Annotated in this window: 12 protein-coding genes; 10 read left to right on the forward strand and 2 right to left on the reverse strand. The window is 62.9% G+C overall.

All coding sequences use genetic code 11. The features are described 5' to 3' along the window. Positions 1–143: 143 nt before the first annotated feature. Positions 144–1,631, forward strand: a complete 1,488-nt coding sequence (gene guaB / locus ACETII_RS17420; RefSeq protein WP_363348052.1) for an IMP dehydrogenase — start codon at positions 144–146, stop codon at positions 1,629–1,631. Positions 1,632–1,667: 36 nt separating this feature from the next. Here the strand turns inward: guaB and ACETII_RS17425 are convergent, their stop codons facing one another. Further along, positions 1,668–3,236 (reverse strand): TadE/TadG family type IV pilus assembly protein, encoded by a 1,569-nt coding sequence (locus ACETII_RS17425; protein WP_472786356.1) that lies wholly within the window; start codon positions 3,234–3,236, stop codon positions 1,668–1,670. 290 nt (positions 3,237–3,526) lie between these two features. Here ACETII_RS17425 and ACETII_RS17430 point away from each other — a divergent pair, with 290 nt between their 5' ends. The 9 genes from ACETII_RS17430 (at position 3,527) to ACETII_RS17470 (ending at position 14,076) form a co-directional block, all read left to right on the forward strand. Beyond that, a complete protein-coding gene (locus ACETII_RS17430; protein WP_472786357.1) occupies positions 3,527–4,564 on the forward strand; it encodes a cytochrome-c peroxidase in 1,038 nt (345 codons plus the stop codon). Positions 4,565–4,673: 109 nt separating this feature from the next. Continuing rightward, positions 4,674–6,059 (forward strand): acid phosphatase, encoded by a 1,386-nt coding sequence (acpA, locus tag ACETII_RS17435; RefSeq protein ID WP_363348058.1) that lies wholly within the window; start codon positions 4,674–4,676, stop codon positions 6,057–6,059. Between the two features lie 577 nt (positions 6,060–6,636). Then, positions 6,637–7,404: a bacterial ammonia monooxygenase, subunit AmoC gene (amoC, locus tag ACETII_RS17440; protein ID WP_363345979.1), complete on the forward strand. Its 768-nt coding sequence runs from the start codon at positions 6,637–6,639 to the stop codon at positions 7,402–7,404. A gap of 414 nt (positions 7,405–7,818) precedes the next feature. Then, on the forward strand, positions 7,819–8,493 hold the full coding sequence (amoA, locus tag ACETII_RS17445; protein ID WP_472786358.1) for a bacterial ammonia monooxygenase, subunit AmoA: 675 nt from the start codon (positions 7,819–7,821) through the stop codon (positions 8,491–8,493). A gap of 166 nt (positions 8,494–8,659) precedes the next feature. Further along, entirely contained in the window at positions 8,660–9,919 is a 1,260-nt protein-coding gene (gene amoB, locus ACETII_RS17450; RefSeq protein ID WP_363345982.1) for a bacterial ammonia monooxygenase, subunit AmoB, read from the forward strand. Between the two features lie 352 nt (positions 9,920–10,271). Then, on the forward strand, positions 10,272–10,895 hold the full coding sequence (locus ACETII_RS17455) for a hypothetical protein (protein WP_472786359.1): 624 nt from the start codon (positions 10,272–10,274) through the stop codon (positions 10,893–10,895). A 131-nt stretch (positions 10,896–11,026) separates the two neighbouring features. Next, the gene (locus ACETII_RS17460) at positions 11,027–11,359 is read left to right on the forward strand and encodes a copper resistance CopC family protein (RefSeq protein WP_363348062.1); all 333 of its coding nucleotides are present in this window, start codon (positions 11,027–11,029) and stop codon (positions 11,357–11,359) included. Between the two features lie 128 nt (positions 11,360–11,487). After that, the gene (locus tag ACETII_RS17465) at positions 11,488–13,416 is read left to right on the forward strand and encodes a CopD family protein (RefSeq protein WP_472786360.1); all 1,929 of its coding nucleotides are present in this window, start codon (positions 11,488–11,490) and stop codon (positions 13,414–13,416) included. Between the two features lie 54 nt (positions 13,417–13,470). Then, positions 13,471–14,076, forward strand: a complete 606-nt coding sequence (locus tag ACETII_RS17470; RefSeq protein ID WP_472786361.1) for a copper chaperone PCu(A)C — start codon at positions 13,471–13,473, stop codon at positions 14,074–14,076. A gap of 162 nt (positions 14,077–14,238) precedes the next feature. Here ACETII_RS17470 and ACETII_RS17475 read toward each other — a convergent pair whose 3' ends face one another. Continuing rightward, positions 14,239–14,466: a hypothetical protein gene (locus ACETII_RS17475; RefSeq protein WP_363348068.1), complete on the reverse strand. Its 228-nt coding sequence runs from the start codon at positions 14,464–14,466 to the stop codon at positions 14,239–14,241. Positions 14,467–14,559 lie beyond the last annotated feature (93 nt).

Genomic DNA, 14,559 nt, shown 5'->3' on the forward strand with positions numbered 1-14,559 from the left:
CATCGCCGGCCGCCGCCAAAGATGAGGCGCGCTGCAGGGCGTCGCTTCGCGCCATTTGCCTTTGCAAGGAATAATGCTAAGAGCACCCGCCAACCCTCAAAGGCGCGTTTCATCGCCGCCTCGCTCGAAACAGGAGTTGGCCCATGGCCCATTTGCCCGCCGCGTTGACCGAAGCTCTCACTTTCGACGACGTGTTGCTGCGGCCCGGCCATTCCCGCGTCATGCCGTCGGCGGTGGATATCTCGACGCGCCTCACCCGCGAGATCACGCTCAATCTGCCGATCGTCTCCGCCGCCATGGACACGGTGACCGAGGCGCGGCTCGCCATCGCCATGGCGCAGGCGGGCGGCGTCGGCGTCATTCACCAGAATCTGTCGCCCTCCGATCAGGCCGCCGAGGTGCGCAAGGTCAAGCGCTACGAGAGCGGCATGGTGGTCGATCCCATCACCATCTTCCCTGACGCGACCCTTGCCGACGCGTTGCATCTGATGGCGTCGAACGGCATCTCCGGCATCCCCGTCGTCGAGCGCTCGGCGACCGGCGGTAAAGGCCGGCTCGTCGGCATTCTGACGAACCGCGACGTGCGCTTCGCGCAGGACAGGCGAGAGCCGATCGCCGAGCTGATGACGAAGAAGCTCGTGACCATCCGCGAGGGCGTGGGGCAGGAGGAGGCGCGCCGGCTGCTGCACGAGCACCGCATCGAGAAGCTGCTGGTCGTCGACGAGGATTATCGCTGCGTCGGCCTCGTGACGGTGAAGGACATCGAGAAGGCCACGCAGCACCCCAACGCCTGCAAGGACCCGGAAGGGCGCCTGCGCGTCGCCGCCGCCTCGACGGTGGGCGACCACGGCTTCGACCGCGCGCTGCAGCTCATCGACGCGGGCGTGGACTGCATCGTGATCGACACGGCGCACGGCCATTCGCAGGCGGTGATCGACCAAGTCGCAAGGGTGAAGCGCGAGACCAACAAGGTGCAGATCATCGCCGGCAACATCGCCACCGCCGAGGCGGCCAAGGCGCTGATCGACGCCGGCGCCGACGCGATCAAGGTCGGCATCGGGCCGGGCTCCATCTGCACGACGCGCATCGTCGCGGGCGTCGGCGTGCCGCAGCTGACCGCCATCATGGAAGCCTCCGCCGAGGCGCGCAAAGCCGACGTGCCGGTGATCGGCGACGGCGGCGTGAAATATTCCGGCGATCTCGCCAAGGCGGTCGCGGCGGGCGCGGAAGTGGTGATGATCGGCTCGCTCTTCGCGGGCACGGAGGAATCGCCCGGCGAGGTGTTCCTCTATCAGGGCCGCTCCTTCAAGGCCTATCGCGGCATGGGCTCCGTCGGCGCCATGACGGCGGGCTCGGCGACGCGCTATTTCCAGGGCGACGTGAAGGACCAGCTCAAACTCGTGCCCGAGGGCATCGAGGGGCAGGTGCCCTATCGCGGCCCGATCTCGCCCATCCTCTATCAGCTCGCCGGCGGCCTGCGCGCCGCCATGGGCTATGTCGGCGCGCCGACCATCCGCGAATTCCAGGACCGCGCGCAATTCGTGCGCATCACCAACGCCGGCCTGCGCGAGAGCCACGTCCACGACGTGGCGATCACCCGAGAAAGCCCGAACTATCCGACCGGCGTGTAGGCGCTCCGAAGGGGCGGGGGCCGTTCGACGCCCCCGCTATTTTGTGAGCCCCACAGACGGCATCATGATCCTGCTGTACACTTTGTTTAGCGCGTCTGTGATGGCGGGGCCCTCGCTCGCCTCGAAAAACCATTCCGGCGACGAGGCGCAGTAGTCCTGCAATGCTTTCCCGTACCAGTCGGTGGGTTCCTGATGGGGTTTCACACTCGTATCGTAATATGTGCTGTAACCCGGCATGAACTTGATGTAGGGCGTATAAATTACGATGACGACGGGGTCGCCGGGTCGGCGTCTCGTTCCATCCTTCTTGAACCCTGTGCAAGTTAGACTATCGTATCCAACGGCCTTTACAATATCGTTTCCGTCGTGGGGCTGCGTATAATGTACGACGCCATCTGTTATGATTATCACGTAGTCCTGCGCGGTTCCTTTGGCCTCGGCGTCACCCGAGCCATTCAGCTTGTAGGCGAGTTTGCCAAGCACATCGCCCATATTGGACTGACCGGTTTCGTTGTCCTCCGCGTCTCCCAGCACGATCTTGTCTTTGATCCTGTCGATCACGTTTGGATAATTATCCGTCCGACCCGTGTAATCCAAACTATCCTTATACATTGTCGAAATGCTGAAGCGATAGACGTTATTCCAGTCCTTTATCGCATCGTTCACCGCACTATTAATCTTACTCTGACTGAGGCCGGCCTGTGTCGCATTGTTCCTTGCGGCGTCGGCCGCCGCGGTCTTCATTTGAGAGACCTTTTGATCGACGGCGGAGACGAACGCCAACATCGCATTTCGGATGTAGTCGAGCCGCGTCTGAATGCCTAATGCGCCAGCGACCGCCACGTTGGCCGTCGTCAATCTCCCGTTTTTTCTGGTCAGGTAGCCGGGGATTTGGACAGGAAGCGTTTCGTCGCCGTCCCTCACGTCGTGGCACGCGAAAACGCACCCGCCGGGCGTGTAGAGCGCGAGCCTGTCCCTGTCCGCCTGAGCGCCGCCGACGCTCATGGATTGCGAGACGTCGACCAGGAAATAGATGTTCTTGTAATTCTGAGTATACTGGAGGCCTGCCGTCGCCTCGACAGTCCCGGAGATCGGAAGGCTCTTGAACCCGAGGACCTTCGTTAAAGAGGCGTCAGCCGCGCCGGAGTATACGCCCCGAGAGACAACGGCGGCGTCGTTCACCGTAGTCGTGATGTCCAGTTTGGCGTCTCTGATTTTCGGGTCGACGCCCGCCTTGAAGATCGCTTGAGCCTTGGCGTTAGCTTGAGAGATCGCTGCGTCGGTCAAAGCCTTCGCGGTCTGCTGCTTGATGTCTATTTCTTGCCATTTCGAATATTGGCTGTTTTTCAAATACAGGTTGTAGGAATACCAGTCGACGCCATCCGCGGCGCTGAGAAAGCCTCTGGCGGCCTGAAGGACGGCTGCGTCGGCCGCCGACTTCAAATTGCCCTTCACCCGCAGCGCCGAACCATAATCAATCGCCGCGCCGGCGAGGAAAAGCGCCGGCGCCAGCGTCAGGCCGAAGATCACGGCGACGACGCCGCGATTGTCCCTCCCGAAGGCGGAGAGCCGCGTAGCGGCCCCGCGCTTGAACTGCCCAAACAACATTGCGCGCCCCTTTTTCCCTGTGTCGATCGAGCGAGGACAAAGGCGACTATGGCTGCCGAAGGCTTGACAGAAGCTTTACAGTAAGGCCCCTTTCTTAAGGCGACGCCGAAGGTCGGCAAATCTTTGCGCGGGCGCGCTTCCATGCCTGTCGCCGCTCCGACGCGCGTCGCCCGCTCGGGCGAGGGCTTCCTCCGGGTCGGGGGTTGTGGTAGCGCAGGACGCAAGCTTCGCGCGCCTCGGGGGCGGCGGGGCGCAGCTACAAAGAAGAGCTGTAGGGGAGAGAAGAAATGTCCGGACTTCGGATTGTCGCCACTGGCGCGTTGCTGCTGTTTCCCGTTCTCGCGCAGGCGGACGACTTGCGCGCCGACGCCGCCGCCGTCTTCAAGCCTATCGATCCGGCGAGCATCAACACGGTCGTGAAGAACAACGCCATCACCCCGGCGAAGATCGAACTCGGCCACAAGCTGTTCTTCGATCCGCGCCTCTCGAAGAGCCAGATCATCAGCTGCAATAGCTGCCATAACCTCGGCACGGGCGGCGTCGACGCCGGCCCGACGTCGATCGGGCATGGCTGGGCCAAGGGTCCGCGCCGCGCGCCGACGGTGCTCAACGCCGTCTTCAACGTCGCCCAGTTTTGGGACGGCCGCGCCACCGACCTCAAGGCCCAGGCCAAGGGTCCGGTGCAAGCCGACGTCGAGATGAACAACACCCCGGCCGCGGTCGAGGCGACGCTCAAGAGCATGCCGGGCTATGTGGTGGAGTTCAAGGCCGCCTTCCCGAGCGACGCCAATCCCGTCACCTTCGACAATATGGCCAACGCCATCGAGGCCTTCGAAGCCACGCTGACGACGCCCAACGCCAAATTCGACAAGTTCCTCGCCGGCGACGCCAGCGCCCTGACCGACACGGAGAAGAAGGGCCTGCGCCTGTTCATGGACAAGGGCTGCAGCGGCTGTCACAGCGGCGTGAACGTCGGCGGCAACGGCTACTTCCCCTTCGGCGTCGCGCAGAAGCCGGACGCCGCCATTCTTCCGGTCGCCGACCGCGGCCGCGCCAAGGTCACCAACAATGACGCCGACGCCTTCGTGTTCCGTTCGGCTCCGCTCCGCAACGTTGCGCTGCGCGCGCCTTATTTCCACAGCGGCGCGGTGTGGACGCTCGAAGAGGCGGTCAACGTGATGGCGAAGGATCAGCTCGGCGCGACCCTGACGCCGGACGAGAACGCGGCCATCGTCGCCTTCCTGGGGTCGCTCTCGGGCGATCAGCCGAAGGTGACCTATCCGATCCTGCCGGCCCGCACCAAGGACACGCCTCGGCCGCAATAACCATCACGAACAAAGGGGCGGGTCTGGTAGGCTCGCCCTTTTCTTTTGTCGCAAAAGCGCAGTCTTCGCCTGCTACGGGGCGCGTCTCGACGTGGCGGGTAGGAGGGTCATGACGAAAGCATTCTCGCGGCTGCTCCTGATCATTTGCCTGCTGGGCGCGTCGGCGACGGCGCAAGCGGGCGACGCAGCTTCCGACAACCCTTTCGAGCGGATCGGGCACATCGTCGTCATCGTCGTGGAGAATCGCAGCTTCGACCACGTCTTTGGCCTCTTTCCCGGCGCCGAGGGGCTCGAGGGCGCCCGTCGCGCCAATCCTCAGATCGACCGGGACGGCCGTCCGCTTCCCTATCTTCCAGGCCTGGACACGCAGCAGGCCAACGCCCCCTTTCTGCTGGAAGGTCCGCTCGCCGGGCCGGAAAAAATCGATCCGATCCACCAGTTCTACGTCGAACAGGAGCAGATCAACGGCGGCCGAATGGATCGCTTCGTAGAGGCCTCCAACGCTGGCGGGCTCGTGATGGGCTATCGTGACGCCAGAGGCTCACGGCAATGGCGCCTCGCCCAGGACTTCACGCTGGCCGACCATTTCTTCCACCCTGCGTTCGGGGGCTCGCTGCTCAATCATTTTTTCCTCGTCTGCGCCTGCGCGCCGCTCTATCCCAACGCGCCGGACAAGCTCGTTGCGCAGCTCGATGGAGAGGGGCGCCTCGCCCGAAAGCAGACCTCGCCGAAGAGCGCGCTGGACGGCGTTCCGCACTGGCGCAACGTCGGCAAGGTCACGCCGGACGGTTTCGCCGTCGGCACCTTTCTGCCCTTCGCGCCGCTCGCGGGCGATCAGGCGGAGGGCGAAGTCCTGCCGGCGCAAACCGCGCTGACCATCGGGGACAGGCTGAGCGAGAAGGGAATCAGCTGGGCCTGGTACGCCGGCGGCTGGGCCGACGTCGTGTCGGGGCGCAGCAAGCCGTATTCGGGTTCCGACAACTTTCAAATTCACCACCAGCCGTTCATTTATTTCCAGAATTTCGGCCCGGGGACGCGGGCGCGCGCCGAACATCTCAAGGACGAGGCGGATTTCCTGGAGGACGCCCGAAAAGGGACGCTGCCGCCGGTGTCATTCTACAAGCCGGTGGGCCGCTACAACGAACATCCGGCCTATGCGGCTTTCGACGCCGGCGACGCGCATCTGGGCGAAATCGTCGACCAGCTCCGGGCCAGCCCGAACTGGAGCGATATGCTGATCGTCGTGGTCGCGGACGAGAATGGGGGGTTCTGGGACCATGTCGCCCCGCCGCGAATCGATCGTTTCGGGCCTGGGACGCGCGTTCCTGGGCTCCTGATTTCTCCCTTTGCGCGCAAGGGCTTCGTGGACAAGACCGTCTATGACGGAACCTCGATTCTGCGCACCATCGAGGTCCGCTTCGGCCTGGCGCCGCTCACGGCGAGAGACGCGGCGGCGGCGGATTTTCGCAACGCGCTCGAACCGCTCGGCCAATAAAGTCATTGACAGATCGCCGCAGTCCTGTCGGCGGGGCGGCTGCACGTGGCGCCACATATTTGGCGCCCGCTCGCCCATTCTGGGTCCAATGACAGATAAAATCAGGGAAATCAGCAAGTTCGCAGAGAGTCGCCGTCTTCCGCAGGCGCCGCTTAACCTACCCGTTAAGACAGTTTATAACCAACCCACTGGGGTTGTTATTACTATTCGATAGACAGCATTTTGCTATACCAAGGGATATTGTCATTATGCTGGTGAGGGGGAATGGTTGGGCCACGCTAAACGGGGTTTTCTGGGCTGGTCCCTTAGGGTGGCCTAGTGGGCTTTGTTTAGGCGGCGACGTCGGTGTTCGTCCGATAACAACAAGCGGCAGGATTGGATGTTCGGTCTTTCGGGAAATTTTTCTGAAGGCTGCATGTCCGATGGCCGCGTCAAGAAAGGGCGGTATGGCGTGGGGCGACCTTTAGGGGGCCCTGCCTAACGTTTTAAGACAAACGAGGACGAAGCAGCTCTGTTCTGGGAGGCGGAGCGATACCGGTCACGCGCATATCCCTGGGAGCACATAGGAGGAGTTAATATGGCTTCGACGACGAGCGCAGCTGCTGGCGCAGCTGCTGAGGTACAAATAGTCGATCTTCGCGGAATGTGGATCGGCCTTGCGGTCCTCAACATCTTCTATCTGATCGTGCGCATTTACGAGCAGGTCTACGGCTGGCGCGCTGGCCTGGATTCGTTCGCGCCGGAGTTCCAGACCTACTGGATGTCGATCCTTTGGACCGAGATCCCGCTGGAGCTGGTCTCTGGTCTGGGCCTTGCGGGCTATCTCTGGAAGACCCGCGACCGCAACGTCGACGCGGTGACGCCGCGCGAAGAGATGCGCCGCCTGGTGGTTCTGGTTCAGTGGCTTGTCGTTTACGGCATCGCCATTTACTGGGGCGCGTCGTTCTTCACGGAGCAGGACGGCACCTGGCACATGACGGTGATTCGCGACACGGACTTCACGCCGTCGCACATCATCGAGTTCTACATGAGCTATCCGATCTATTCGGTGATCGCGGTTGGCGCGTTCTTCTATGCGAAGACCCGCATTCCGTATTTTGCTCATGGCTACTCGCTGGCGTTCCTGATCGTCGCCATCGGCCCGTTCATGATCATCCCGAACGTCGGCCTGAACGAGTGGGGCCACACCTTCTGGTTCATGGAAGAGCTGTTCGTCGCTCCGCTGCACTGGGGCTTCGTGTTCTTCGGCTGGATGGCCCTGGGCGTCTTCGGCGTCGTGCTGCAGATCCTGATGCGCATTCATGCGCTGATCGGCAAGGAAGGCGTCGCCCTCCTGACCGAGTAATCGGACAAAGGCCGCCCGCGCCCGGTTGGCGCGGGCGGACGGTTCCGGCGGGATTTTCGCTTACACCACTGACACGAGAAGGCTTTTGATCTGCCGTGACTTTCGGCGGGGGCTGGTTTTTCGTGTCGCGGCTCGGGGGGTTCGCCCCCGGCTCGGGAAGGGGAAGGTTTCGCGGCGCACGTTTCGCGTTGCGCAAAAGAAAACCGAACGCGGGCGTTTCGAGAGGGCGCATCGGGTTTGGACGCGGGTCCGGGGCTTTCGTTCCGTCCTGCGGCAAAAAGAAAGCTCGGAGCCCACGATGGCTTTCCGAGAAACACCAAGGAGAAGAGTGATGTCACAATCGAAAAGCGGGGGGCGGTCGGTCCGTTCAACTCCGTCGCCGAGGCGGCGGGTTGCGTTCAGACGACGGACTGGATGCTTCTTGTGTTGCTGTTTTTCGCCGTTCTGGGCGGCTATCACGTCCACTTCATGCTGACGGCGGGCGACTGGGACTTCTGGGTTGACTGGAAGGATCGTCGTATGTGGCCGACGGTCGTGCCGATTCTGGGCGTGACCTTCTGCGCGGCGTCGCAGGCTTTCTGGTGGGTGAACTTCCGTCTGCCGTTCGGCGCGGTGTTCGCGGCTCTCGGCCTCCTGATTGGCGAGTGGATCAACCGCTACGTCAACTTCTGGGGCTGGACCTACTTCCCGATCAGCCTTGTGTTCCCGTCCGCTCTGATCGTTCCGGCGATCTGGCTCGACGTGATCCTGCTTCTGTCGGGCTCCTATGTGATCACGGCGGTTGTCGGTTCGCTGGGCTGGGGTCTGCTGTTCTACCCGAACAACTGGCCGGCGATCGCCGCCTTCCACCAGGCGACCGAGCAGCATGGTCAGCTGATGACCCTCGCCGACCTGATCGGCCTCCACTACGTCCGCACGTCGATGCCGGAATACATCCGCATGGTCGAGCGCGGCACGCTGCGCACGTTCGGTAAGGACGTTGTGCCGGTTGCGGCGTTCTTCTCGGGCTTCGTCTCGATGATGGTGTATTTCCTGTGGTGGTTCATGGGTCGCTGGTATTCCACGACCAAGGTCATCGACTCCATCTAATGCGGGCTGGGCCGCGGTTTTGAAACGGGTCGCGGCCTGTCTCGAAGAGGAAAAGAACGCAGGTCCGCATGCGGCCGGGTCGATGATTTGGCTTCACGGCTTGCGAGGAAAAAAGTCGGCTGGCGCGCGAGGCGCCGGCCGGAAGAGGAACCTGGGAGGTTTGTTCATGAAAAAGCTAGTCAAGCTCGCCGCCATTGGCGCGGCGGCTGCTGTGGCGGCGACGCTTGGAGCGGTTGCTCCGGCTTCGGCGCACGGCGAGAAGTCGCAGCAGGCGTTCCTTCGCATGCGCACGCTGAACTGGTATGACGTTCAGTGGTCGAAGACGACGGTCAACGTCAACGAGGACATGGTTCTGTCCGGCAAGGTCCACGTCTTCTCGGCGTGGCCGCAGGCGGTCGCCAATCCGCGCGTGTCGTTCCTGAACGCCGGCGAGCCCGGCCCGGTTCTGGTTCGCACGGCGCAGTTCATCGGCGAGCAGTTTGCGCCGCGTTCGGTGTCGCTGGAGATCGGCAAGGATTACGCCTTCTCGATCAACCTGCGCGGCCGTCGCGCGGGCCGTTGGCACGTCCACGCCCAGATCAACGTTGAAGGCGGCGGCCCGATCATCGGCCCCGGCCAGTGGATTGAGATCAAGGGCGACATGAAGGACTTCACCGACCCGGTGACGCTCCTCGACGGGTCGACCATTGACCTCGAGCACTACGGCATCAGCCGCGTTTATGCGTGGCATCTGCCGTGGATGGCGGTTGGCGCCGCCTGGATCCTGTTCTGGTTCATCCGGAAGGGCATCATCGCGTCCTACGTCAAGGTCGCGGAAGGCCGTCCTGATGACGTCATCGGCGATGACGACCGTCGTATCGGCGCGATCGTTCTCGCTTTGACGATCCTGGCGACCATCGTCGGCTACGCCGTGACGAACTCGACCTTCCCGCGCACGATCCCGCTTCAGGCCGGCTTGCAGAAGCCGCTGACGCCGATCGAGACGGAAGGCACGGCTGGCGTGGGCAAGGAGCAGGTGACGACCGAGCTGAACGGCGGCGTCTACAAGGTTCCGGGCCGTGAGCTGACGATCAACGTGAAGGTGAAGAACGGCACGTCTCAGCCGGTGCGCCTCGGCGAATACACCGCCGCTGGCCTGCGCTTCCTGAACCCGTCGGTGTTCACCTCGAAGCCTGACTTCCCGGACTACCTGCTTGCCGACCGCGGCCTGTCGAACGACGACACGATCGCGCCCGGCGAGTCGAAGGAGATCACGGTGAAGATCCAGGACGCGCGTTGGGACATCGAGCGTCTGTCTGACCTGGCTTACGACACCGACAGCCAGATCGGCGGCCTGCTGTTCTTCTTCACGCCCGACGGCAAGCGCTTCGCGGCTGAAATCGGCGGCCCGGTGATTCCGAAGTTCGTCGCCGGCGACATGCCCTGAGCGAACAACGATCGCTAACCTAAAAAAGCCGGCCGGATCGAAAGATCCGGCCGGTTTCGCTTTGGCCCCACGGGCAGGCGCTGTCTTGCTCAATATCAATCGGTGCGTCCTTTAGACGCAAATTGCGTCAAGGCTTTTTGCTCGCGCCAACGCCTGTTTTGGATGCAAAGTAGCGCCCGGAGATCGACGACCTCGCGCATGCGAGGTCTCGCTGAAAAGGGACGCTTAGGCTAAGGAAGACTGCGAGCGGCGCGGTCTGGTGCGCCGGGGATTGGCCGCCTGCCGGTATGGCCCGAGCTGACGGCCAGACAAAACTGCGTCGGAAAAAAAGGCGCAGGGAAAGAATCGAGGGATGGAAATGATGAATTGGCGTAGCCTTGCCGCCGCCATGTTTGGCGCCGTTCTTTCGCTCAGCGTCGGTCAGCCTGCGCGGGCCGAGGGCGGCGCGGGGCCGGAAGCCATGTCCATGGGAAACATGTGCATGGTCATGTTCGGTTATGACATGATCCACATCACCGTCTTCCAGCCCGACAAGTCGCGCAGCGAGTATTGCAGCGAAATTCCGGCGACGGGCCGCACGATCATGGTCTTCGACATCGAGACGCCGGCTTTCCGCGATCTGCCGCTCGAACTGCGCATCATTCGCGATCCGCTGACGCCGATCACCAAGGACACGGATCTCGAACCGCTGACCGAGCTGCATCTGCCGGCCAAGAAATATACCAAGGGCACGTTCAGCCTGGAGCATAACTTCGCGAATAACGGCCACTATATCGGCCTCGTCACACTCACGCGCGAGAACGGCCAGCAGGAAACCGAGCAGTTCAAATTCATGGTCGGCGAGACGCTTTGGGCCTGGGTGCCTCAGATCGCCGGCACGGTGCTCATCGCCGGCATGGTCTTCGTCTATTGGAAGCACACGCATCCTTCGTCGAAGAAGAAGGAGAAGGAGCCCGCCGAGCCCGTTGCGTCTTGACGTTCGACGCAATCGAAATCATCTCGAAGACAACCAAAAAAGCAAAAGAGGCTCGGCGCCTCGGGGGAAATGTCATGAAGGGAATGGGTAGCTTGTCTCGTCGCCTTTCCGGCCTTCTAGCGGGAGGCGCGTTGGCCGTCCTCGTCGGCGCGGCGCCGGCTCTTGCGCATTCCTTCCTTGTCGAAGCGACGCCGTCGTCGAAGGACCACGTTGCGACCTCGCCCAAGACGATCAAGCTGCGCTTCGGCGGCGGCGTCGAGCCGAAATACTCGAAGCTGACGGTCGAGAATGCGGAGGGCAAGGTTCTCGGGGAGGGGGCGATCGGCGCCCCCGACAAGCCGCGCGAACTGTCGATGGAGTCCCCTGAACTGGCCCCCGGGAAATATGTCGTGCGCTACCGGGTGCTGTCGACGGACGGGCACGTTGTCGAAGGCAACTACGAATTCACAGTCGATCCCAAGTAAGGCGCGCAACCTTTGACGGCGGCGAATGGCGCCCGCGCTGACGGGCGCGCGGCTCGCCGCTACCCTTGGCGTGATCGACGGCTTTCTGTCTGAAAAGGGCGGAAAGGGCCAGGAGCGAGAACCGAACGATGTATCTTTCTCTCGCATTCATTCGCTTCCTCGAAAGCCTGCCGTCGGCTTTGGCCGTCGGCTTGCTGCTGATGCCGCGTCTGATCGGCGAAGACGGCGGGCGGTTCAAAGTTCCGGTCGCAGCGGCGGCCGTGTTCCGGGCGCTGCTCGGCTTCGCGCTGCTGTATCTCATCGCGCGCGCGATCGTCCCCGCGGAACGGCCGATCGACTCGGCTCTGCTCTGGGAGTTCACATTCGGCACGAGCGTCGGCAAAGCTTGGGTGTTTACCCAGCTCGTCGCTTTTGCCTTCGCGGGGCTCGCCGTCGCACGGCTGTTCGTCGCTTCCGATCTTCTCGACCGCATTACGCTGTGGACGGGCGTCGGCGTCCTTGCCGTCGTCTCGGTCACCGGCCATGCGATCGACGACGGTCTGCCCGTTTGGACGCAGGCGAGCTTCCTTTTGCACACGGCGGCGGGTCTCACGTGGCTCGGGGGCCTTCTCGGCCTGATTTGGTGGATGTTCACCGCGCACAAGAAGCCTCCGGAAGTGGCCGCGCGGCTCGCTGAACGCTGGTCGCTGGTCGCGAAGGTCGCCGTCGGGCTCGTGGCGGTGACGGGCGTCGCCATGGCCTATGAGAACGTCGGCAGCGTTCCGAACATGCTTGCGACGCCTTATGGGCGACTGCTGACCCTGAAGCTTCTCTTGCTTTGCGCCGTGTTGCTGTGCGCGCTCGCCATCGTGCGCTACATGCACAGCCGCCCGGCGGGCGACGGCTTCAATGTCGACTGGGTCGGAAAGGTCGGTAGTCTCGAGGCGGTCTTTGGCCTGGGGCTCCTGGCGATCGCCGGTTACATTGCGGTGATCACGCCGGCCTCCCATGAAACGAATATCTACTGGCCTCTGCCCTTCCGCCTCTCCTATATCGCGACCTGGGGCCAGAAGCCGGCGTTCCCCTCGCCGATCTGGTGGTGGGCAATCGCCGCCGTTGTGCTGGCGGCCGTCGCGGCGCTGCTCTGGTGGACCCCGGCGACGCGTGAGAAACGCCTTTACGCCACGCCGGCCGTGACGATCGCCGCGCTGTTTTGTCTGGCCGTGTCCTTTTCGACGGAAGCCTACGTCGATACCTACAATGATCCGACGCAGGATTTCACGGCCGAGTCAGTTGCGCGCGGCATGTCGGCGTTTCAGGACAATTGCGTCGCCTGCCACGGTCCGATGGGCGAGGGCAACGGTCCCATGTCCAAGGACCTCAAGAACGCGCAGGGCGTGAAAGTCGACCCCGCGGACCTGACGGCGCCCCATGTCGGCACCCATACGATCGGCGACATCTTCCATTGGCTGACCTTTGGCGGCCAGAGCGGGGTCATGCCGAGCTTCAGCCATGTGCTCGACGTCGACGATCGCTGGGACATGATCAATTATCTTCTCATGCTCTCGAGCACCAATCGCTCGCGCTTCATCGCCCCGCAGGCGATGATTCAATGGCTCATCGCGCCGGATTTCGCTTTGATCGATCCGAGGGAAGAGATCACCACTTTCTTCAAGCTGCGCGGCAAGCCGACGCTCCTTTCCTTCGCGCGCTGCACCGCGACCGGCGACGAGAAAAAGGAACTCGACGCCAGTCTTCTCAAAGCGGCCGAAGCGGCCAAAGCCGCCGGGGCGAATCATGTGACGGTCTATACCGGCGACTGCCCCGCGGCGGCCAAGGCGCGGGAAGCGCTGCACCCCGCGGCGGTGGAGAAGGCCTATTCGATCATCAACCGCTACCCTAACGTGCCCTACACGAGCGAGATCGCGCAGGCGCATTTTCTGATCGACCGCTCGGGTTATGTGCGCGCGCGCTTCAAGCAGTTCGGCGAGGACGACGGCAGCGCCACGCAACTTGCCGCACAGGCGGCGATGATGGCGCAGGAGCCCATCGTGGAGATCAACCTGCACTCGCACTAAAAGCGCAGGATTTATAAGCCGGCTGAGCAGCCGGCTTTTTTCAGGGAGAGAAAAATGGTGATCAGGCGGCGTGATCTTTTGGCGTCCGGCGGCTCATTGCTCGCCGGCGCGGCTCTCGGTTTCATTCCGGCGCGGTCCGCGCTGGCCCATGAGTATGACGTCGGCAAGCTCAAGGTTGAGCATCCCTGGCTGCGCGCCCCCGCCGATGGCGAGAAGAACGCTTCCTTCTACGCGTTCCTGCATAACGCCGGCGATACGCCCGACAAGCTCGTCGCAGTGAAGGTCGAGAAATTCGGCAAGGCCGTCGTTCACGGCGACGCGAAAAATCTCGAGCTCGAGACGCCCGTGGTCCTGCCGCCGAAGTCGAAGGTCACCTTGGCGCCGGGCGGCGTTTATGTCGCGCTGCTCGACGCGAAAAAGCATCTCGAAATCGGCTGGGGTCTGGAAATGACGCTCGTTTTCGAGAAGGCCGGCGAAGTCGTCGTCGACGCCGCAATCGATGCGCCGGACGCCAAGCACGCGCATGACGCCGAAGCCATGGAGCGCTGGGAGAAGGCTCACAATAAAGACACCTCCGGGCCGAAGGAAAGCGCCGGCCACGAAGGGCATCATGGCCATGAGGGCCACCACCATTCGGAGAAGCCCGAAGGCGCGAAATAGACGGGCGCGAGGCCCGGGCGCATTTAGCGCTCGGGCGCCACACGTCCCGAAGCGCGAGGGGCGCTCATGCGCGTTCGCCGACAAACCCGCCGGCGGCCATGCGAGGCAAAAACGCAAAACGCGCGCCGTAGGCGCGCGTAGCGGAGCGTTGTTCTCGTTGGATCAGTGGTCGACGCTAACGAGCCGTCCCGTAAACTGCGCCTGATCGGCAACCGGCGACGCATTCTGCGTAGGGTTGATGGGCAGGGCAAAGCCAAGAATGAAGGCGGCGAGCGCCATGGCTGCGACAAGAAGAATTGAAACGCGGAATTGACGACGGGCTGACTCGCGGTCGAAACTGCGCGAATACGCGGGCTCAATTTGGTCGTCGAACTTATCAACGAGCGACATAGTCAGTCTTCCTCTCGGCTAAAACGCCCTTTTTCTCCCACCGCGGCGGCCTCCCTAAAACCGACGCGGCCCAGGCTCGACCCCCTCCGGTCT

This window comes from Methylocystis sp. NC52PC (assembly GCF_055698645.1).